Raw genomic sequence first — 19735 nt, forward strand, 5'->3', positions numbered from 1 at the left:
TAGGGCAGTAGGGCAGTAGGGCAGTAGGGCAGTAGGGCAGTAGGGCAGTAGGGCAGTAGGGCAGTAGGGCAGTAGGGCAGTAGGGCAGTAGGAAGTGTGTTCCTCAACCCCTACTGCCTTACTGTCCTATTCCCCTACTGCCTTCAGGGATCAAATTCCTTCGCCGGCAAGCTCTTCCGAAATCGTTGCGACCTGGTCCTGGGCGCTGCGCATCATGGGATAGATGGCCAGCACCTTCTGCCAGGCTTCGAGCGCCGACTGTTTGTGGCCGGTCAGGGCCATGATCTGCGCCAGACCCGACAGCGCACCGAAATGGCGCGGTTCGAGCTGCAGTGTGCGGTCGATGTCGGCCATCGACTTGCCGTAGTTCTTCATCATGAAATGGACCGTGGCGCGCCGGTTCCAGCCCTCGGCGTAGGTCGGCTGCAAGGTCACCACTTGGTCGAGGAAATCGAGCGCGACATCGAACTTCTGATTGTCCATCGCCTTTTGCGACCACAGCATCATCAGGTCGATCGAGGCGCTGCCGGACTGGAACCATTCGCTCCAGATGTTGCCGGCAATGCGTTCGGCGGCCTTTTCGTTGCGTTCGCGCTTGAGGTCGGAGAACAGCTTGTCGAGCCGGGCCTGTTTGGTCATCGGCGCGGCCGGAGCATCCGGGGTGGCCGGCGCCGCCGGCTGATCGTCCGCGGCTCTGGCCGGCAAGCTCATGGCGCCGGAAACAAGCAGAGCTGTCAAAAATGCAAAAAGAATCCGCATCGCCCGATCCTAGTCCCGGGCGGCGGAACAGCAAAGTGATTTTACCGTGAGTTGTTCGGCAGGCCGACAAACATCAATGGGCGGAGGCAAAAAGCCTCCGGCCTAAAACTCAGCCCTGGCGTGCCTTGTAGCGCGGGGCGGTCTTGTTGATGATGTAAACGCGGCCCTTGCGGCGAACCAGCTGGTTGTCGCGATGACGCGCCTTCAGCGCCTTAAGCGAATTCTTGATCTTCATGGTCTTGCCTGTCGGTGTGAACCCGGTTCCGGGTCGAAATTATAAGGCGCGCCAGAAGACGCGCCTTTTCAACGGTGGGTGGCTCATAAACGAGGAGCCTTGTCCGTGTCAACCGCAAGCGTGCTCCACACCCCCATATCATCAAATATCCGCCATGTCGGTCGTGCGGCATTGCGCGGCCATGGGCCGGCTGGGATGATGCCGTGTATTTCAAGTGATTTGGGGGACGACGATGCGCCGAAAACTCCTGTCTGCCTGCCTTGTCCTGCTGGCGGGAGCTTCGGTTGCTCGCGCTCAGGAATGCGATCGCTCTGACGACAGCCAGCAGATGATGAACATCTGTGCCGGCGAGGACTATCAGGCCGCCGACGCCAAGCTCAATGCGGCCTATCAGGCGCTGATCGGCTCAGATGATGCCGATGAGAAGGGACTGCTGCAGGCGGCACAGCGGGCCTGGATCAGCTTCCGCGACGCCGAGTGCGCGCACACCACCGCCGCCAGCACAGGCGGTTCCATCCACGCGATGGAGGTTTCGCAATGCCTGACCAGGCTGACCAATGATCGCATCAAGCAGCTTGCGGCCTCGGCCAATTGCAAGGAGGGTGATGCGAGTTGCGCCAGTCCCGACCAGGACAGCGACGAGGTGCAATAGGCTCGTGTCCGGCATTTAGGTACGCGAGCTGATACGGGTGAAATGGCCCATCTTGCGGCCGGGGCGCGCCTCGGCCTTGCCGTAGAGATGCAGCATCAGGTCAGGCTCGGCGAGCAGGGCCGGCACGCGCAACACGTCGTTCCCGATAAGGTTCTCCATCACGCAGTCGGAATGGCGGTCCGGGCTGCCGAGCGGCAGGCCGGCAACGGCGCGGATGTGCTGTTCGAATTGCGAAACGATGCAGGCGGCTTCGGTCCAGTGGCCGGAATTGTGCACACGTGGCGCGATCTCATTGGCCAGTAGCGAACCGTCGGCCAGCACGAAGAACTCGACGCCGATGACGCCGACATAATCGAGCGCCGACAGGATTTTTGCCGCCGCTGCGCGCGCCGCGTCAGCCCTGTCAAGTTTGACACTGGCAGGCAAGGTGGAGGTGTGGAGAATGCCGTTGCGGTGGACATTCTCGGCCGGATCGTAGGCAGCCACAGCGCCGTCCAATCCACGCGCGGCGATCACCGAAATCTCGCGCTCGAAAGGCACGAAACTTTCGAGGATCAGCGGCACATTGCCCATCGCCTCGCAGGTGCCGGCAAAGCCACCCGTTTCCATGTTGCGGAAGACCCGCTGGCCCTTGCCGTCATAGCCCATGCGCCGCGTCTTCAATATGCCGCTGCCGCCGAACGCTTTCAGCGCCGCCGTCAGCTCTTCATCAGTGTCAACCGCACGGAAATCGGCGGTGGCGATGCCGATGCCGTTGAGGAAGGTCTTTTCGCTCACTCGGTCCTGCGCCACGTCAAGCGCACGCGCCGGCGGATAGACCGCAACCTGGGCGCCAAGCGAAATGGCGGCTGAGACGGGCACGTTCTCGAACTCGTAGGTGATGACGGCACTCGCCGCTGCCAGCTCAGCAAGCGCCGCCCGGTCGTCATAGGCGGCTGTTATTTGCCGGTTGGCGACCTGCGCGGCCGGGCAATCCGGCTGCGGCTCCAGCACGACGGTACGGTAGCCGAGGCGGGCGGCAGCCATCGCCAACATGCGGCCGAGCTGGCCGCCGCCAATGATGCCGATGGTCGATCCGGCGGGCAGGCTCACGGCGTATCCGTCGGTTCAGCGGCAACCTTGGCGGTCTGCGCGGCGCGCCAGGCATCGAGGCGCTGGGCAAGCTTGTCGTCATTCAGCGCCAGCACCGCGGCAGCCAGCAAGGCAGCATTGGCCGCACCCGCCTTGCCGATGGCCAGTGTGCCGACGGGAATGCCGGCCGGCATCTGGACGATGGAGAGCAGCGAATCCTGCCCCGAAAGCGCCTTCGATTCCACCGGCACGCCAAACACCGGCAGCGGCGTCATAGCCGCCGTCATGCCGGGCAGATGCGCCGCACCGCCGGCACCGGCGATGATGACCTTGTAGCCGGCGGCCTTGGCGCCCTTGGCGAACTCATAGAGGCGGTCGGGCGTGCGATGCGCCGAGATGATCAGCCGCTTGTGCGGGACGCCCAGCGCCTCCAGCGTTTCGGCCGCCTGGCGCATCGTTGCCCAGTCGGATTGGCTGCCCATGATGATGGCGACGTCGGCGCGTTGATCGTCCAAGCTCGTGCTCCCCGGCGACAAAGGCGCGCCTTAGCGGAATTTGGCAGTGACGGCAAGGATAGGCAGGCATGCCTGCCGCCCGGCAAGGCGGAAACCAGCCTACTAGATGCTTTGACGCTCGGCTTCGGGCGTCGAGACCAGAAGGGCCGAAGCGGCGTTGGCGGCGGTGACGGCCATTCGCATGTCCTCGCCACGGGCAAATGCCGCGGCCAAAGCGCCGACGAATTCGTCGCCCGCGCCATGCGTGCTGACGAGCTTGACCGGGATGGCCGGCAACGCGAAGGCCTCGCCGTTCCGGTCGCAACAGGCGACGCCCTCGCCGCCCGCGGTGACAATCACCACGGGACCGAGATCGACCAGACGCCGTGCCGCTTGCGCGGCACCGTCGAGCGTCTCGACCACCGCTATGCCGGCCAGGAATTCCGCCTCGATGGCGTTGACCACGAGGATGTCGACCAGTGCGATCAAGTCGTCTGAGAGTTTGCGTGCCGGCGCCGCGTTGAGCACGACGCGGCCACCTTGCGCCTTCACCGCGTACGCAGCGGCAATGTTGGCGGCTTCCGGCACCTCATTCTGCAACAGGAGCACCGCCGTTCGGGCGATCATTTCGGAAGCGGCCGCGACATCCCTTTCGCCAAGAGTGAGATTGCTGCCGGAGACGATCACCGCGCCATAGTCGCCATCACTGTCGAAGATCGCCACGCTCATGCCGGAGCCAACGCCTGTTGCCACCCGCACGAAGCTGCGGTCGACTTTGGCGCGATCGAGATTGCCCAGCAGCGCGCGTCCGAAATCGTCGTCGCCGACGGCGCCGATCATTGCGGATCTGGCGCCGGCTCGTGCCACTGAAACCGCCTGGTTGCCGCCCTTGCCGCCGCATTTCGGGTGCCAGGCATGGCCGGTCACCGTCTCGCCCTTGCGCGGGCGGTCGGGGGCGTCGACCATGATGTCGTAATGCAGGCTGCCGAAGACAGTGACGAGCGGTGTTGTCGACGGCGTCATGAGCCCCGGTCTTTTCGTTTCGATGTCACCGCCGACATGGTGCGGCCGAGATTGCGCTCCGCTGCCTGGTAGTCGCGCTGCGCCACTGCCACGAACAGCGCGTCGAGAATGTTGAGCTGGGCGATGCGCGCCGCCGCGTTCTCGCCCATAAGCGGCGAGCCCTGCGCGGTCGAACACAGCACGATGTCGGCGACCTGGGCCAGCGGCGAGTTGTCGTAATTGGTGATGGCCAGGGTCCGGGCGCCATTCTTGCGGGCGAGCTGGATCGCGTCGATGACGGCCGAGGTGTTGCCCGAATGCGAGAAGCCGACGGCAATGTCATCCGCGCCGAGCAGTGAGGCCGACATCAGCATCATGTGCGAATCGTCGTAGACCGATGCGCGGATGCCGATGCGCAGGAATTTGTGCGAGACGTCGCGCGCGATCTGCGCCGAACCGCCAACGCCGTAGAAGTCGCGGTTCTTCGCCCGGAAGAGCAGCTCGGCGGCGCGGTCGAAATCCTCGATATCGAGGATGGCGAGGGTCTCCTCCAGCGCCTGGATGGAAGTGCGGAACACTTTCTGCACGATCTCGGCCGAACTGTCGTCGGACGACAATTCCTGGTGCATCTCGGCGGTCGGCAGGCGGCTGTATTCATAGACGGCGGTGCGGAAGTCGCGGTAGCCGGAGAAGCCGAGCTTCTTGGCGATCTTGACCACCATCGCCTCGGACACGCCGGACTCCTCGGCGATCTGCTTCAACGGGATCGTCTCGTCGAAGCCGCGCCGTCCGAAGACGGTTTCCACCACCTTGGCTTCCAGTGGGGTGAGATGCGGCATCATCATGCGGATGCGCGGTCCTACCGCTTTCAGGTCCAGCCAGCTCAAGGTCATCCACGCCCCCTCGTTACGCGATCGCCCCGAGCATGATCTCCTGGACGATGGACTGCGTGGCGACTGCGTCCTGGCGGTCGATGGCGGATGACAGACGGTTGTCCTTGTCGAGCCGCTCGACGACGCCGAGCATGCGCTTCACGGTGGCGATGTTGACCTCGCACTCGCGCACCGGATCGAGCCCGGTCATGTCGGGAAAGGTGTCGAAATAAATGGCGCCGGCGTAGCCGTCGTGGCGGATCTGGCGCAGCAATTCGATCGTCTGCAGCGTGTGCACGGCGCCGACCATCAGACCGTCGTCGCGCTTGGCGTAGCCGTCGTTGAGATGCACGCCGAGCAGCTTGCTGTGCCGGGCAACGAGGGCAGCGGCAAAGGCCGGCTGCTCGTCGGCGTAGAGCACATGGGCGAAGTCGAGCGTGACGCCGAGATTGGGCAGGCCGACCTCGCGGATCGCCAGCAAGGTGGTCGCGGCATCCGGTATCAGCGAATAGGAACGCGGCTCGTTGGGCTTGTACTCCAGGCTGATCTGGCAGTCGGGATCATGCGCCGCTACTTCACGAATTCCATCGATCTCGTGTTGCCAGAGCGTCGCATAGTCGGCCTGGAAGGCGTAGTCGAAGCCATCCTGTCCCAGCCACAGCGTCATCAGGCTGGCGCCGGCTTCACGCGTGGCGTCGATGCCGGCCTTGGTCAGATCGATGGCCTCGCGGCGCACCGCCGGATCGGGATTGGTGAAGGCGCCGAGCTTGAAGGCGGGGTTGGAATAGTAGCGCATGGCAAAGCCGTTAATGGAAAGCCCGAGATCGCCCAGTTTGCGCGCGATTTCCACGGGCTTTTCACCGACATGGTCAGGGAAGTTGAGGTCGAGATCGGTAAGCCCCTCGACCTTGGCGGCGCGCGCCGCCATCTGCATCAGCGACGGCTTTCCGGTAAGGGCGGGCCATTCGGCCTGCGGCCGCGAGGCAAAGGAATTGAGACGCGTGGCGAAACGATTGGCTGTCATGGTCGACCCTTCAATCGTCATGACTTCACATAAATAAAAATATTTGTAAAGTTATTGTTTGAGGGAAACCGCGAGGCCCGGCGAGCCGGCTTGTAGCCGGGGCTGAGCACGCACGGGCGCGCCGGCAGTCTCCCGGTCGGGCGACTGCCTCAGAGCGTTAGGATCAACAATGGGGCAGGACTGCCCTCAAACAGCCGCCTTACGGAAGCGGGCGACGAAGTCGTCGAGTTCGGGGCGCTCCATGTCGGAGATCGCCCAGTAGGAGAAGGCGCCGTCGCTCCAGTGCACCATCGAGAAGCCGCCTGATGACAGGTCGTCGGGCTGAGTGGTCTTGCCGCCTTGCTGTGGCTCGGCGACCAGCGTGATCAGGTGCTCGCGGTGACGGTAGACCAGGGCTGGCACCGGCCGACCTGATATCACCTCGACCCGGCCGCCGATCAGCGCGAAGCCGTCCTGGGCAAGGTCCGGCGCCGGCGGCGAGACGCCGATGCGGGCATCAAGCCATGGTTTGACGGTGTGGCGGTCGGACGAGACGATGTCGATCGGGCTCGCCGCAAGCAGGCTGCGGCGATGGCCGCTGGCGACCGCGGCGGCAAAGCCGTCGTCGACGCCGCTCTGCATCACCCATTGTGTCGCCCCGCTGGCCAGCACCGCGCTGATCATAATCGACGCCGCCATGGCCCGCCAGTCGAACGAGCCGAAACGGCGCGCCCTTGGCTGTGCACGCGTTTGGGAGGGGCGTGTTCCGGCGTCTCGCCTCTGGCCGCCGCCTGCAATCAACCCCGACAGCGCCGACGGCGTATCCCGCTGGGGCTCCGCCTCGACCGGCGCCTGCTGTCCGGTGCTCGCCATGCCGATCGACGCGATGCGGGCCCGAAACGCGTCGTTGACATCGGGGCGCGGCAGGCGGCTGACCGCGCCTTGCAAGGCGACAATGCGGGCATGCTCGGCGGCAAGCTTGGGGTCGGCGGTGATGCGACGCTCGACGGCAAGAGCGGCCGCCGCATCAAGCTCGCCATCGACAAGGGCATGGATCATCAGTCTGATACCTTCGGGATCGTTGGGCAGTCCGTCGTCGTGCGTCATGACGCTTTCCCCAGTTCAGACGCCAGCAGGCCACGGGCGCGGGCGAGCCTCGACATGACCGTGCCGATCGGCACGCCAAGCATGGTCGATATTTCGCGATAGCTGAGGCCGTTGATATCGCGCAGCACCAGCGTTTCGCGAAACGGCTGCGGCAGGGCAGCGATCGCGGCTTCCAGTGCTGCCGTATCAGCCTTGGCAATCAGGCTCGCCTCCGGGCCGTCTTCGTCGGGCAGGCTGGTGCCGTGTGCCGCCGCCATGTCGTCGAGATCGCCGAGGTCGCCGACCGCCAGCATGCCACGCGGCCGGTTACGCGCCATCCAGGTGTAGGAGGTGTTGCGCACGATGGTCAGCAGCCAGGCGCGGGCGTTGCCGCCGGCATAGCCTGCTATGCCGGCATGCGCCTTGATGCAGGCGTCCTGCACCACATCCTCGGCGTCGGCGGCATTGCCGGTCAGCCAGCGGGCAAGCGCCAGCGCGTCGCCGAGATGCGGCAGCACCACCTGGTTGAAACGTTCTGCCAGGGCCCTCTCGCTCAACGCAGCACCATGATCCGATACTCCGGGCCGGGCCGCCTCAAGATGCGACGGCGACCTTGGCCTGCTCGTGGGGGGAAAGCCCCCTGTAACAGGTAAAGTTGCCTGTCCCGCTGAAAGTGAATTCATCTGCATCACCAGTGTCAAGCGCCATGGAAGAGAGACTGATGACGATTATGCGCGCCAGCGCATGATCACGGTCGGTGCCGCAGCCATGGTCGCTGTTTTCGCATTGACGGGGCATGCCGATCTCCTCAACGCCAGCCGTGGCGTATGCTGAAGAGACTTGTCACGGCGCCGGTTTATTCCCGCCGCGAACAAATCCGGCTGTTCACAGTCGCGTGATCAGCCGGCGCTTTTGGGGATCTTTGGTCGGTTTGGCGCTCAATCTGGCCAACGCAAGACGCCGGACGAATCCTTGCGGGCGACCTTCATCGCATCGGCGGGACGGTCCTTCGCGGTCAATATGGCGCGCAGGCGTTCGGCGACGATCTCCGCTTCACCGGGATGGAGGTTGCAGGGGTCGAGGAAGAAATGGCCGCGCTCGACTTCGTGGTTGCGCACGATGATCGGCGGCGAGCCTGCGGCCAACGCCGAGGTGAGGCCGGCGGCGCTGAAGCGGCTCTCGGGCGATACGAAGATCTGCAGCCGGTCGAGCGGATTGGCGGTCGGGTCCGGGATAATTTTCGCAAAGATGCCCGGCAGTCCCTGCAACGCGTCTTTCCATAGATTGAGCGCCGCCTCCTCGCGCCGGCGGATGCCGGAATGGTCGCGCTTCTCCCAGGCTTCCAGCGCTGCCATGGTGCCGGCGATGCTTTCCTTGCCGACTTTCATGGCGCGGGCGACGCCGCGGTTCTGCAGATAGGCTGATCGCACCAGGTCCTTGCGGCCGGTGACGATGCCGCTGGTCGGTCCGCTCAGGAATTTGTGGCCGCTGTAGATGACGACGTCGGCGCCGCGCGCCAGGAAACCGCGCAGATCGTATTCGGACGCGGCATCAACGATCACCGGCACGCCCTTGGCGTGGCAGATCTCGCAGAATTCCTCCAGCGACAGCATGCCGTACTGCACGGTGTGGTGGGCGACGACATAAAGGCCCGCCGCCGTGCGGTCGTTGATCGCTTCGCGCACATGATAGTCCTGCGTCACGCTGACCGTGCCGGCAGGCACCACCTTGGCGCCGGCGACACGGACCGACTGGTCGATCGGCGCACCGTAATTGACGATGTGGCCAAGCTGGATGACGACCTCCGTCTTGAGGTCGCCGGTGTCGTCAGGCAGGCGTTCGATGGCAAGCAGGTTGGTTCCCGTCATCGCACCGGCGATTGCCATGGTGATGCCGCTGGCGCAGCAGGCGGTGATGAAGCCGGCCTCGCCGCCGGTGAGGCGCGCGACGACCGTGCTCGCGGCGCGCTGCAGGTCGTCCATCTCCACCCATTGCGAAGCCATTTCGGCCATAGCGCTGATCGCCTCGGGAACAATGATCGATGCGCCGAGCGCAGTCATGGTGCCCGAGACATTGATGATCGGGCGAAGGCCGAGCCGTTCGCGGATGGTGGTGTTGGAGCCGGCGGCGGAGGTGGTTTTCATGTGAGCAGATCCCGTGGGTGGCAGGTCAAGCGGCAATCTCGACGACCGCTTCGATTTCGACTGTGATGTTTCTAGGCAGCGAGCCGACGCCGATAGCCGATCGGGCGTGGCCGCCAATATTAGCGAAGACATCGGCAAAAAGATCGGAACAGCCATTCACGACTTTGGGGTGGTCGCTGAAGGTCGGCGTCGCGTTGACGAAGCCGAGCAGCTTGACGACGCGCACGATGCGGCCGAGATCGCCGGCGGCGGCATGCATGACGGCAAGCAGGTTGAGCCCGGTCAAGCGCGCATGCTCATAGGCCTGCTCGACCGTCACATCCTCGCCGACCTTGCCGGTGCAGAGCGTGCCGTCGGCGCGCAGCGGCCCCTGGCCGGACAGGAAGATCAACCGGCCGCTCTCGGCATGGGTGACGAAGTTGGCGATGGGCGTCGGCGGCTCGGGCAGCGTCAGGCCGAGTTCGGCGAGCCGGATGTAAGGCGTCATGGAAGAAGGCTCCCTTGGATGGCTTCGGCCATCCGATGTCGAAAGTAAATGGCGTCGACCGTCCAATGTCAGAAATGCGAGGCGCGGAAGCGCGCCAGGAAGGTACGGAGGCGCTCGTTGCTGGTCTCCGCCGCGAGGATCTCCTTGGGCGGGCCGACGGCGCTGACGCCACCATCGGCCATGAAGACGATGCGGCTCGAAGCGTCGCGGGCGAAGGCCATTTCGTGCGTCACCATCAGCATGGTCATGCCGTCCTCGGCGAGGCTGCGCACTACGGCGAGGACCTCGCCGACCAATTCGGGGTCGAGCGCCGAGGTGATCTCGTCGAGCAAAAGGATTTTCGGCTCCATCGCCACGGCGCGCGCGATGCCGACGCGCTGCTGCTGGCCACCGGAGAGTTCGGCAGGAAGGCTGTCGGCTTTGTGGGCGAGGCCGACGCGGCCGAGCCAATGTTCGGCGACCTGGCGCGCCTCGGCCTGGCTCTTTCCGCGCACTTTGGTGAGGCCGAGCATGATGTTGCCGGCCGCCGTCAGGTGCGGAAACAGGTTGAAGCTCTGGAACACCATGCCGGTCTCGGCGCGCATGCTGGCCAAGTCGCGTTCGCTGCGGCGCTGGCGCGTTCCGGCTGAGAGGTAGCCGACCTCCTTGCCGTCGATGCGGATCGAGCCTGAGTCGTAGCTTTCGAGGAAGTTGACGCAGCGCAGCAGCGTGGTCTTGCCGCTGCCGGAGGGGCCGATGACGGTCACCACCTCGCCGCGGTTCACCTGAAGGCTGACGGAACGCAGCACCTCGACAGGGCCGAAGGCCTTGGAGACATCGCGCACGTCGAGCAGCGCGGGACTGGGGGCGTCGGACATCGTGCTATTCCCGAATGAAGGAGAAGCGCCGCTCGAGCCGTCGGCTGGCGAGCGAGAGCGCGTAGTTGACCGCGAAATAGATGAGCGCGCCGATGATATAGAGCGGCATCGCCTCATAGGTTCGGCCGATGACCTGGTTGATGGCCTGCATCAAATCGGTGATGCCGAGCAGCGACACCAGGGCGCTGCCCTTGACCGCATCGGTGACGCCGTTGATCCAGGGCGGCAGGAAGCGCCTGAAGGCCTGCGGAAAGATGACGTAGGTGAGGCGTTGGCGAAAGGTCAGACCGATCGCCATCGCGGCCTCGGATTGGCCTTTCGGAATCGAGCCGACCGCGCCCCTGAGATATTCGATGACCTGCGCCGTCTTGAACAGGGTCAGCGCCAGCACGGCGGCCCAGAAGGACGGCAGATGCAGGCCGATGGCGGGCAGGCCGTAATAGACGAAGAACATCAAGACCAGGATCGGAATGCCGCGGATGGTGTCGGAGAAGATGCGCACCGCCCAGCGCAACGGGGCAGGGCCATAGACCAGGCCGACACCCAGCACGACGCCGGCGATAAGCGACAGGGTGACGACCAGCAGCGACACCCATAAGGTCAGGGCGAAGCCTTTGGCGAGGAAGGGTAGGGCGTAGAGGATCTGGCTCAGCATGTCAGCGCGCCGCCCTGAACCGTCGCTCGACGAGCCTGAGCCCGAAAAGCAGGATGTAGCCGGTCACCAGATACATCGCCGTCGTCACCAGATAGACCTCGACGATGCGGAAAGTGTTGAAGTTGATCCATTGGGCGCCGAAGGTGAGCTCCGGCACCGAGATCACCGAGGCGATCGAGGTGTCCTTGAACAGCGAGATGAAGGTGTTGGACAGCGCCGGCAGCGTGATGCGCAGCATGGTCGGCAGGCGCACGTGGATCAGCCTTTGCCAGGGCGTAAGGCCGATTGCCTTGCCGGCATCGAGCTGGCCGCGGGGGACGGCCTCTAGCCCTGAGCGAAACACCTCGACCAGATAAGCGCCGCTATAGACCGACAGCGTCAGGACAAACGAGGTCGGCGCGCTGTAGGCCAGGTCAACCACGGTCGGCAGGCCGTAGAAGACGAGATAGACCAGCAGGATCAGCGGCACGTTGCGGATGAATTCGACATAGGCAGCGATGACCGTGCGCACCGTGCGACCGGCCGAGACATACCAGACCGCGAGCACCAGGCCGATGACGACGCCGATGGCGATCGAGATCACCGCAAGCTCGAGGCTGAGCAGCAGACCGCCCCAGAGCTTGTCGAAATGCCGCCAGATCAGATTGAAATTGAGGGCATAGCCCATACGTCCGCCTCGATGTGAAGGGCGTCGAATAGATTGCGGAAGGGCGGAATGCCGCCCTTCCGCAATGGGATTAGATCACCGGGAAGCCGGGATGGCGCGCCGGCGGCTCCTGGCCGAAATAATCCTTGAAGGCGGCGTCGTAGAGCGCCGATTCATGGCCGAACATGGCGATGGTGAAGGTCTGGTTGACGAAGGTCAGCCAGTCGAGATCGCCTTGCCGCAATGCCGCGCCGTAGAGCATTGAATACCAGCTCTTGCCGGCATCGAAGTACTTGTCCGGATTGCGCGAGGCGAGCCAGCGCACGGTGGACAGATCGACCGCGGCAGCGTCGGCGCGCTTGGATTCCAGCGCTTGCAGCACATTGGCCTGGGTGTCGATCTGCAGCACCTGCGCCTGCGGCAAGGCGTAGTGGACGGAGCTTTCGGCATCGACATTCTGCAGGATGGAGATGCGCGTCGCCGCGCCACCGGGAAGCAACTTGTCGAAGGTCTTGTTCTCGGCGGTGGGCAGCGTCAGCAAGGCAACGCCTTCGACGTAGTATGGCCGGGTGAAGTTGATCAGCTGCGAGCGCTGCGCCGTCATCGTCATGAACTGTATGGTGATGTCGACCTTGTTGGTGGTGACGTTGGGAATGCGCTGCGCCGGGTCCTGCATGACAAACTCGACCTTGGTCGGATCATCGAACAGGCCCTTGGCCAGGATGCGCCCCATGGTGATGTCCATGCCGACCAGTTCGCCGGCATCATTCTCGAAATGCCAAGGCGCGTTGGTGCTGCCGGTGCCGACGATCAGCTTGCCGCGGTCGAGTACGGTGCGCAGCAGACTGTCGGATGCGGCCTGGGCAGCGGCCTTCTGGGCATCGACGGTTGCCAGCACGCCGGCGGTGGCCAGTCCCGCCATTCCCAATTTCAGAAAATCACGTCTTCCGGATGTGTCGTTCACGGCGACCTCCTTTCGTGTTGTGTTCCCCTACGCACAGGCAATACACGCGACGGTGATTAGGGTAAGATTGTCTCTTACAAGAGACGCATGTATCCTGTACAAGACAGATACTAGCACTAGGAATCGACAATGCAAGATGGCAATGCCTTGGCAGTTTCAGCTGACGAAAAGACCACGGCTTCCCGCGAGAAGGGGCTCAACCGGGTGCTCGAGATCCTGGACTTTCTGCACACGACGCAGCGGGCGATCGGCATTGGCGACCTTGCCAAGGGGGTGAATGCCCCGCGTTCGACGACCTACACCCTGGTGCGCTCGCTGGTCGACGCCGGCCTGCTGGAGATGGAAGGCGACGGCAACCGCGTCTATTTCGGCAAGAAGCTCTATCTCTACGGAATGGATTACGTGCGCGGCAACGACCTGTTGCGGCGCGGGCGCCAGGAGGTCGACCATCTGTCACGGGAGACCGGCGAGACGTCGGAATTGTGCATGCTGCAGAGCGGCCGCTACACCATCGTCCACGCAAGCCCGGGCACCCGGCCGTTCCGTATCAGCTCCGCCACCGGCCTGCAGATACCGCTGCCGTGGACCGCGTCTGGCCGGTTGCTTTTGGCGGGGCTGGAGCGGGCCGAGATCGAAGCCATGGTGTCTGACGACGATCTCTTGCTGCCCGACGGCCGCAAGCTGCGTCTCGATGATTTCATTGACGATATCGCCAAGGCGCGGGTGACCGGCTACTGTGTCACTTCGGGCCTGGTCGATGCCTATACGAAATGCCTTGCCGTGCCGGTCTTTTCAGCGCCTGGCAAGGTCGAGGCGACGATGTGTCTGGTGGTCCCCATCGACACGTCGGACGAGCGGACGGGCAGTCTCATCGGCCTGCTGCGTGATCGCGCCGGCCGGCTTTCGATCGGCGGATAGGGGAAAGCGTTCAGGCGATAATGTCGGGAATGATCCTGTCTTCCAGGGTCATCAGCCGATCCTTGAGCGCCAGCTTCTTCTTTTTCATGCGCTGAATCTGCAGGGGATCGCAGTTGGTAGCGATCATCGCGTTGATCGCCGCGTCGAAATCGGCGTGTTCCTGCTTCAGCCGGGAAAATTCGAGGCGAATATCGGCCTTTTCCTGATCGGACATTCTCTACCGTCTGCACGTCTGCGGCGCCCAAAAACTGGGCCTGATTGGGCGGGGGCGGCAATCTCTGCCACCGGCGCGCACGCCATATCACATTTCACATTGCCGTGGAATGCTACCACGCAGCATTCGACATCGCAGTCGGAAGGTGGCAAAGTGTCATTGTGCCGTCACAGAAGCGACCTGCGGTGGACGCGCCTTTGGCGGTAGCAATCGAGGAAACCATGAAAGGGAGAACCAATCATGTCTCTTGCTTCCCATCTTGATGAGTTGCAGCGGAAACACGGCGACATCGAACGCGAAATCGATGACGCGATGAACCACCCGTCGGTGGACGACCTCGAAATCGTGAATCTCAAGCGACGCAAGCTGGCACTCAAGGATGCGATTGAGAAACTGAAAGCGCAACCGACCACGCATTGATGACTGACTGACATAGCCGCCCACTATTGCGGTCTTCCTTGCCGGCGGCGATCGCCGCCGGTGTGGTCGGTTTGATTTCAGCACCGAGCCATAAGCCGCAGCTAATATCCTTTCAGACCTGTATCATGCCTGACCATCGCCGGGCCGGGCCCTGCTTTTAGGTCGCCGGCGGGGATCAAATGCGGCCAGTGGCGACCTGTCGCCATTGACAAGCCATCTTTGCTCCTCCACCTCATGCCCGAACCTCAGCGCATCGGCCCGGAGCGCACCTTGCGCGTCCAAGCGGGCGCACGGCGCCCCAGAGACAAAAGGCTGCCGGCATGACCGGATATTTTTCTTTTCCTTTCCCCCGCCGCACCTCGGTCGGCGTCGATGTGGGCGGCGTGGTCGTCGGCGGCGGCGCCCCGGTTGTCGTGCAGTCGATGACCAACACCGACACCGCCGATATCGATCAGACCGTCGCGCAGGTCGCGGCGTTGCATCGTGCCGGTTCCGAGATCGTGCGCATCACCGTCGACCGCGACGAGAGTGCCGCCGCCGTGCCGCGCATTCACGAGCGGCTTTTGCGCCTCGGCATCAACGTGCCGCTGGTCGGCGACTTCCACTATATCGGCCACAAGTTGCTCGCCGACCATCCGGCCTGCGCCGAGGCGCTGGCCAAATACCGCATCAATCCCGGCAATGTCGGCTTCAAGGACAAGAAGGACCGGCAGTTCGCCGCTATCGTCGAGATGGCGATCAAGCACGACAAGCCGGTGCGCATCGGCGTCAACTGGGGCTCGCTCGACCAGGAGTTGTTGACCCGGCTGATGGACGACAACCAGGACAAGGGTTTTCCGCTGACGGCGCAGGAAGTGACGCGCGAGGCGATCGTGCAGTCGGCGATCCTGTCGGCCGAGATGGCCGAAGAGATCGGCCTCGGCCGCGAAAAGATCATCCTGTCGGCCAAGGTCAGCGGCGTGCAGGACCTGATCGCCGTCTATACCGAACTCGCGACCCGCTCCAACCATGCGCTGCATCTCGGCCTCACCGAAGCCGGCATGGGCTCGAAAGGCATCGTCGCCTCGTCCGCCGCCATGGGCATCCTGCTCCAGCAAGGCATTGGCGACACCATCCGTATCTCGCTAACGCCGGAGCCGAATGGCGACCGCACGCGCGAAGTGCAGGTGTCGCAGGAATTGCTGCAGACCATGGGTTTCAGACAGTTCGTGCCGATCGTCGCCGCTTGCCCCGGCTGCGGCCGCACGACCTCGACCGTGTTCCAGGAGCTCGCCCAGAACATCCAGGCGGATCTGCGCAAGAACATGCCGGTGTGGCGCGAAAAATACCCAGGCGTCGAGAACCTCAAGGTCGCGGTGATGGGCTGCATCGTCAACGGCCCGGGTGAGTCCAAGCATGCCGATATCGGCATTTCGCTGCCCGGCACCGGCGAGACGCCGACGGCGCCCGTTTTCGTCGACGGCAAGAAGGCGGCGACGCTGCGCGGACCGTCGATCGCGGCGGATTTCGAGAAAATGGTCGCCGACTATATAGATCAGAGGTTCGGTCGCGGCGGCAAAGCCGCGGCAGAGTAGACCATATGCAGCGTTTCCTCTGGGCGGCGCTGATTGTCCTGTGCGGTATGGCCTGGTCGACTTTTGTCGAGGCCGATCCGCCGCAATCGGCCAAGCAGAGGCTGATCGACAAGGTCTGCAACCTGATCCAGGCCCATGCCGACCAGAACGGCCTGCCCAGGGATTTCTTCGCCCGGCTGATCTGGAAGGAAAGCCGTTTCGACCCCGACGCCGTCAGCCCCGTCGGCGCCGAGGGCATCGCCCAGTTCATGCCGGGCACTGCCAAGATGCGAGGGCTCGAAAATTCCTTCGACATCAACCAGGCGATCCCGGCCTCGGCGAAATACCTCGCCGAAATGAAGACCAGCTATGGCAATCTTGGCCTGGCGGCGGCCGCCTACAATGCCGGCGAAAGCCGGGTGTCGCGCTGGCTGGGCTCGGGCGGCTTCCTGCCGATGGAGACCGAGAGCTATGTTTTCGACATCATGGGCGAGCCAGCGGACAAGTTCGCCGATACCAGCTATGCCGGAACCATCCAGCCGCTCGACAAGAAGGCGAGCTTTGCGGTTGCCTGCCGCAAGCTACCGGTGATCATGTCGCAGACCGTGGCGATGGCCTCGATCAACATAAAGCCGTGGGGCGTCCAGGTCGCCGGCAATTTCAGGCGCGGGGCGGCGATCAACCAGTGGCTTCGGGTGAGGAGCCGGTTTCCGGCCTTGCTCGCCGGCCATGTTCCGGTGGTGAGCCGGGTGCGCACGCCGATCGGCCGACGCGGCATCTATGCCGTCAGGATCGGCATCGACGATCGTGCCACGGCCAACGTTATCTGCCAGAAATTGCAGAGCGTTGGCGGGGCCTGCGTGGTGGTGCGCAACCGGTAGTTCGAAGGAGCATCGGCGTGAAAGCAAGGATCGTCCTGCTCAATGGCGTCGGCAGCGCCGGCAAAAGTTCGATCGCCAGGGCGTTGCAGACAATAACCGCCGCACCGTTCCTGCATGTCCAGATGGACAGTTTTCTCGACATGCTGCCCGATGCCTTGCAGGACCATGCCGATGGTTTCTCCTATGAAACCGTTAAACAGGACGGCAAGTCCGCGGTTGTGATCAGGGTCGGACCGGTGGGCGAAAGAACCCTGCGCGGCATGCGCCACGCCGTCGCCGCCATGGCCGGGCAGGGCAACAACCTCATCCTCGATGAGGTTCTGTGCAATGGCGGGATATCGGACTATGTCGAACTCTTGCCTTCGACCTCCATCTGGTCGGCGTCATGGCGCCGCTGGAGGTCCTGGAGGTCCGCGAAGCCCAGCGAGCAGACAGGCTGCCGGGGCTGGCGCGTTGGCAGTATGACCGGGTGCACAAGGGAACACGCTATGATCTCGAAGTCGACACCAGTCGGCTTACGCCGCTCGAATGCGCCCAGCGCATCCAGCAAAGATTCCATCTATAGCGGAGGCATCTCTTATCACGGCGACAGCTTTCACCACTTAACAACAATGCCCGCAGCTGACGTTGCAGCAAGCGGCGTCGGTCAGAGCAGCGTCGATTAAATCTTAACAAGTTGTGCTATAGCAAAGGCAGGACCAGTATTTCCGGCCCAGCTATGTTCGCGCCCTTTGACCAGGGGGCATCATACCGATGGCAAATTTCCTTAGAAAGATTGTCGGCGAACTCGAAACGCCGCGCTCCAAGCGGCCATTCGGTTCCGGCTGGCTGTCCGGCTCGATTGCTTTGCTTGCCGGAGTCACTGGCCTGCTGATGGTCATCGTCTTGCGCTACCCGTCGCTGACCTCGATGCCGGATCTGGCGCCTATCCATCAGATGCTGTTCTTCAAGCCGGTGCTCTATTTCGTGCTCATCTCCGGCTATATCCTGGCCATACTGAGCATGATGCTGCGCAGGGAAAAGACGCTCGGCGCGGCGGCGATGTTCACCGTGCTGCTGGCCTCGCTGCTCGGCATGCTGCCGGTTCGTCATCAGTTGCAGATTGACGGCGTCTTCTTCGGTCTCGATTTCTTCATTCTGAACGCGCTCTTCATGGGTGTGCTGTTTGTTCCGCTCGAACGCATTCTCGCCCGCAACAAAGACCAGACGGTGTTCCGCGACGAATGGCGCGAAGACCTGTTTTACTATCTGGTCTCGTCGCTGCTGGTGCAGATATTGACCTATTTGACCTTGGCGCCGTCCAATCTGGTCAACGCGCAGGGCGGTCTTGGCTCGGTGCGCGCCTGGGTCCACGACCTGCCTTGGTTGGTGCAGTTGGTGGCGGTGATGTTCCTCACCGACCTCGCCCAATATTGGGTGCACCGGGCCTTCCACCGCATTCCCTTTCTGTGGAACTTCCATGCCGTGCATCATTCCGCCAAGTCGATGGACTGGATTGCCGGCGCGCGGATGCATTTCCTGGAAATCATCGTGCTGCGCAGCCTGACCGCCACGCCGATGTTCGTGCTGGGGTTCGATGAATCGGCGATCCAGACCTATATCCTGATCGTCTATGTGTATTCGTCGTTCATCCATTCCAACATTGGAACCAGTTTTGGCCCGGCCGAAAAACTGCTGGTGTCGCCGCGCTATCACCACTGGCATCACGGCCTCGAGAAAGAGGCGTTCGACGTCAACTTCGCCATCCATTTCCCGCTGCTCGACCGGCTGTTCGGTACCTACCATCTGCCTGAGGGACGATGGCCGAAGGGCTATGGCATCCACGGCCACCCCGTGCCGAAGGGATATTGGCGGCAATTTTTGTATCCCTTTCGGCGCGGCTGAATTTACGGGACATTTCGGGGCTCTGCTTCCCTGTTCAGGAACATCGGTTATAAGAGCGCCCGGTACTGGGCTGCCTTCGATGGCGACAAGGTTGCGGATGTTCGACGCCTACATTATCTGCGGCACGCCGAGAACCGGCAGCACTTTGCTGTGCAAGCTCCTGGCATCCACCGGAACATCAGGCGATCCTCACTCCTTCTATCGCCGGCAGGATGTGTCGGAGTGGGCGCAGGAGTGGAAACTGCCCGGTCGCGACACGATGGGTGCGCTTGAGTTCAACGCCGCCTATCTCGATGCGGCGATCACCGCCGGCAAGGGCGAGACAAGCGTCTTCGGCCTGCGCCTGATGCGCGAAAACCTGGATGAGCTTTCGGCAATCCTCGACCAGATTTTCCCTGGGCTTGCGTCGGACACCGCGTGTTTGGCAAAGGCCTTTGGCCGTATCCTCTACATCCACCTGTCGCGCGAAAACAAGCTCGCGCAGGCTGTCTCCCTGATCAAGGCGGAGCAGACCGGCCTGTGGCACATCGCGCCTGACGGCACCGAGATCGAAAGGGTCGCACCGCCGAAGGAACCACAGTATGATTTCGAGCGGATCAAAGATGAGCTTGCCGAGCTCGAAGCCTACGATGCAGCCTGGAATTTCTGGTTCGCGGCGCAAGGCATAACGCCGCTGCGCATTGGCTATGAGCGGCTTTCCGCCGATCCAGCCGCGGCATTGTTGGTCATCTGCGAGGCCCTCGGCGTTCAAGCGCCTGACGCGGAGGCAGTGCACCCAGCCGTCGCAAAGCTCGCCGACGAGACAAGCCTCGACTGGATGCGCCGCTATCGTCTGGACGACGCCGGCTGAGGTATGGCGGCCGGTACGGCGGGCAAGGCCAGAACGCCGTCGACGGCGTGGCTGGTACCTGTCGCGCATGGCAAACATTTGGGGTATA

25 protein-coding genes and 1 pseudogene are annotated in these 19735 nt (G+C 63.3%); 9 read left to right on the forward strand and 17 right to left on the reverse strand.

Features of this window, described 5'->3' with window-relative positions; translation table 11 throughout:
- Window positions 1-150: 150 nt before the first annotated feature.
- Together HGP13_RS06490 and ykgO are read right to left on the reverse strand one after the other, a co-directional pair.
- Window positions 151-759, reverse strand: a complete 609-nt coding sequence (locus HGP13_RS06490) for a hypothetical protein (protein ID WP_172222967.1) — start codon at window positions 757-759, stop codon at window positions 151-153.
- A 109-nt stretch (window positions 760-868) separates the two neighbouring features.
- On the reverse strand, window positions 869-994 hold the full coding sequence (gene ykgO / locus HGP13_RS06495; RefSeq protein ID WP_006327841.1) for a type B 50S ribosomal protein L36: 126 nt from the start codon (window positions 992-994) through the stop codon (window positions 869-871).
- 232 nt (window positions 995-1226) lie between these two features.
- On the opposite strand from ykgO, the gene HGP13_RS06500 reads away from it, so the two are divergent.
- On the forward strand, window positions 1227-1646 hold the full coding sequence (locus HGP13_RS06500) for a lysozyme inhibitor LprI family protein (protein WP_172222970.1): 420 nt from the start codon (window positions 1227-1229) through the stop codon (window positions 1644-1646).
- A gap of 15 nt (window positions 1647-1661) precedes the next feature.
- Here HGP13_RS06500 and HGP13_RS06505 read toward each other — a convergent pair whose 3' ends face one another.
- From HGP13_RS06505 to HGP13_RS06570, 14 genes are all read right to left on the reverse strand, one after another.
- Window positions 1662-2738 (reverse strand): 5-(carboxyamino)imidazole ribonucleotide synthase, encoded by a 1077-nt coding sequence (locus HGP13_RS06505; RefSeq protein ID WP_172222972.1) that lies wholly within the window; start codon window positions 2736-2738, stop codon window positions 1662-1664.
- Window positions 2735-3232, reverse strand: a complete 498-nt coding sequence (gene purE / locus HGP13_RS06510) for a 5-(carboxyamino)imidazole ribonucleotide mutase (RefSeq protein WP_172222975.1) — start codon at window positions 3230-3232, stop codon at window positions 2735-2737. The genes HGP13_RS06505 and purE overlap by 4 nt, the downstream gene beginning before the upstream one ends.
- Window positions 3233-3334: 102 nt before the next feature.
- Window positions 3335-4234 (reverse strand): ribokinase, encoded by a 900-nt coding sequence (locus HGP13_RS06515; protein ID WP_172222978.1) that lies wholly within the window; start codon window positions 4232-4234, stop codon window positions 3335-3337.
- Window positions 4231-5106: a MurR/RpiR family transcriptional regulator gene (locus tag HGP13_RS06520; protein WP_172222981.1), complete on the reverse strand. Its 876-nt coding sequence runs from the start codon at window positions 5104-5106 to the stop codon at window positions 4231-4233. Before HGP13_RS06520 ends, HGP13_RS06515 begins: the two co-directional genes overlap by 4 nt.
- Before the next feature lie 13 nt (window positions 5107-5119).
- Window positions 5120-6109, reverse strand: a complete 990-nt coding sequence (locus HGP13_RS06525) for a sugar phosphate isomerase/epimerase family protein (protein ID WP_172222984.1) — start codon at window positions 6107-6109, stop codon at window positions 5120-5122.
- Window positions 6110-6295: 186 nt separating this feature from the next.
- A complete protein-coding gene (locus tag HGP13_RS06530) occupies window positions 6296-7195 on the reverse strand; it encodes an anti-sigma factor (protein WP_172222987.1) in 900 nt (299 codons plus the stop codon).
- Window positions 7192-7731, reverse strand: a complete 540-nt coding sequence (locus HGP13_RS06535) for a sigma-70 family RNA polymerase sigma factor (RefSeq protein ID WP_172222989.1) — start codon at window positions 7729-7731, stop codon at window positions 7192-7194. The genes HGP13_RS06530 and HGP13_RS06535 overlap by 4 nt, the downstream gene beginning before the upstream one ends.
- Before the next feature lie 37 nt (window positions 7732-7768).
- Complete coding sequence (locus tag HGP13_RS06540) at window positions 7769-7972, reverse strand: hypothetical protein (RefSeq protein WP_172222991.1); 204 nt, start codon at window positions 7970-7972, stop codon at window positions 7769-7771.
- A 140-nt stretch (window positions 7973-8112) separates the two neighbouring features.
- Complete coding sequence (locus tag HGP13_RS06545) at window positions 8113-9318, reverse strand: aminotransferase class V-fold PLP-dependent enzyme (RefSeq protein ID WP_172222993.1); 1206 nt, start codon at window positions 9316-9318, stop codon at window positions 8113-8115.
- 25 nt (window positions 9319-9343) lie between these two features.
- A complete protein-coding gene (locus HGP13_RS06550; protein ID WP_172222995.1) occupies window positions 9344-9805 on the reverse strand; it encodes a RidA family protein in 462 nt (153 codons plus the stop codon).
- A 68-nt stretch (window positions 9806-9873) separates the two neighbouring features.
- Entirely contained in the window at window positions 9874-10662 is a 789-nt protein-coding gene (locus HGP13_RS06555; protein WP_172222997.1) for an amino acid ABC transporter ATP-binding protein, read from the reverse strand.
- A gap of 4 nt (window positions 10663-10666) precedes the next feature.
- Window positions 10667-11317 carry an amino acid ABC transporter permease gene (locus HGP13_RS06560; RefSeq protein ID WP_172222999.1) on the reverse strand — a complete coding sequence of 217 codons (651 nt, stop codon included), beginning with the start codon at window positions 11315-11317 and terminating at the stop codon, window positions 10667-10669.
- 1 nt (window position 11318) lies between these two features.
- A complete protein-coding gene (locus HGP13_RS06565) occupies window positions 11319-11984 on the reverse strand; it encodes an amino acid ABC transporter permease (protein WP_172223001.1) in 666 nt (221 codons plus the stop codon).
- A 70-nt stretch (window positions 11985-12054) separates the two neighbouring features.
- Entirely contained in the window at window positions 12055-12885 is an 831-nt protein-coding gene (locus tag HGP13_RS06570; protein WP_172234627.1) for a transporter substrate-binding domain-containing protein, read from the reverse strand.
- Window positions 12886-13056: 171 nt separating this feature from the next.
- Between HGP13_RS06570 and HGP13_RS06575 the strand changes: the two genes are divergently transcribed.
- On the forward strand, window positions 13057-13845 hold the full coding sequence (locus tag HGP13_RS06575) for an IclR family transcriptional regulator (RefSeq protein ID WP_172223004.1): 789 nt from the start codon (window positions 13057-13059) through the stop codon (window positions 13843-13845).
- A 10-nt stretch (window positions 13846-13855) separates the two neighbouring features.
- Here HGP13_RS06575 and HGP13_RS06580 read toward each other — a convergent pair whose 3' ends face one another.
- Window positions 13856-14059, reverse strand: coding sequence for a YdcH family protein (locus HGP13_RS06580; RefSeq protein ID WP_172223006.1), 204 nt, complete (start codon window positions 14057-14059; stop codon window positions 13856-13858).
- 240 nt (window positions 14060-14299) lie between these two features.
- On the opposite strand from HGP13_RS06580, the gene HGP13_RS06585 reads away from it, so the two are divergent.
- The 7 genes and pseudogenes from HGP13_RS06585 to HGP13_RS06610 all read left to right on the forward strand — a co-directional run bounded on the left by HGP13_RS06585 (window position 14300) and on the right by HGP13_RS06610 (window position 19647).
- The gene (locus tag HGP13_RS06585; RefSeq protein WP_010911953.1) at window positions 14300-14479 is read left to right on the forward strand and encodes a YdcH family protein; all 180 of its coding nucleotides are present in this window, start codon (window positions 14300-14302) and stop codon (window positions 14477-14479) included.
- A gap of 320 nt (window positions 14480-14799) precedes the next feature.
- Complete coding sequence (gene ispG / locus HGP13_RS06590) at window positions 14800-16053, forward strand: flavodoxin-dependent (E)-4-hydroxy-3-methylbut-2-enyl-diphosphate synthase (RefSeq protein WP_172223009.1); 1254 nt, start codon at window positions 14800-14802, stop codon at window positions 16051-16053.
- 5 nt (window positions 16054-16058) lie between these two features.
- The gene (locus HGP13_RS06595; RefSeq protein ID WP_172223011.1) at window positions 16059-16913 is read left to right on the forward strand and encodes a lytic transglycosylase domain-containing protein; all 855 of its coding nucleotides are present in this window, start codon (window positions 16059-16061) and stop codon (window positions 16911-16913) included.
- A gap of 17 nt (window positions 16914-16930) precedes the next feature.
- Window positions 16931-17212: pseudogene (locus tag HGP13_RS38510) on the forward strand (chloramphenicol phosphotransferase); the annotation flags it as partial.
- Window positions 17213-17298: 86 nt separating this feature from the next.
- Window positions 17299-17478, forward strand: a complete 180-nt coding sequence (locus tag HGP13_RS38515) for a hypothetical protein (RefSeq protein ID WP_281410999.1) — start codon at window positions 17299-17301, stop codon at window positions 17476-17478.
- A gap of 188 nt (window positions 17479-17666) precedes the next feature.
- Window positions 17667-18797: a sterol desaturase family protein gene (locus tag HGP13_RS06605; RefSeq protein ID WP_172223014.1), complete on the forward strand. Its 1131-nt coding sequence runs from the start codon at window positions 17667-17669 to the stop codon at window positions 18795-18797.
- 79 nt (window positions 18798-18876) lie between these two features.
- Complete coding sequence (locus HGP13_RS06610) at window positions 18877-19647, forward strand: Stf0 family sulfotransferase (protein WP_246707301.1); 771 nt, start codon at window positions 18877-18879, stop codon at window positions 19645-19647.
- Window positions 19648-19735: the final 88 nt, after the last annotated feature.

Source organism: Mesorhizobium sp. NZP2077, assembly GCF_013170805.1.
Lineage (GTDB): Bacteria > Pseudomonadota > Alphaproteobacteria > Rhizobiales > Rhizobiaceae > Mesorhizobium.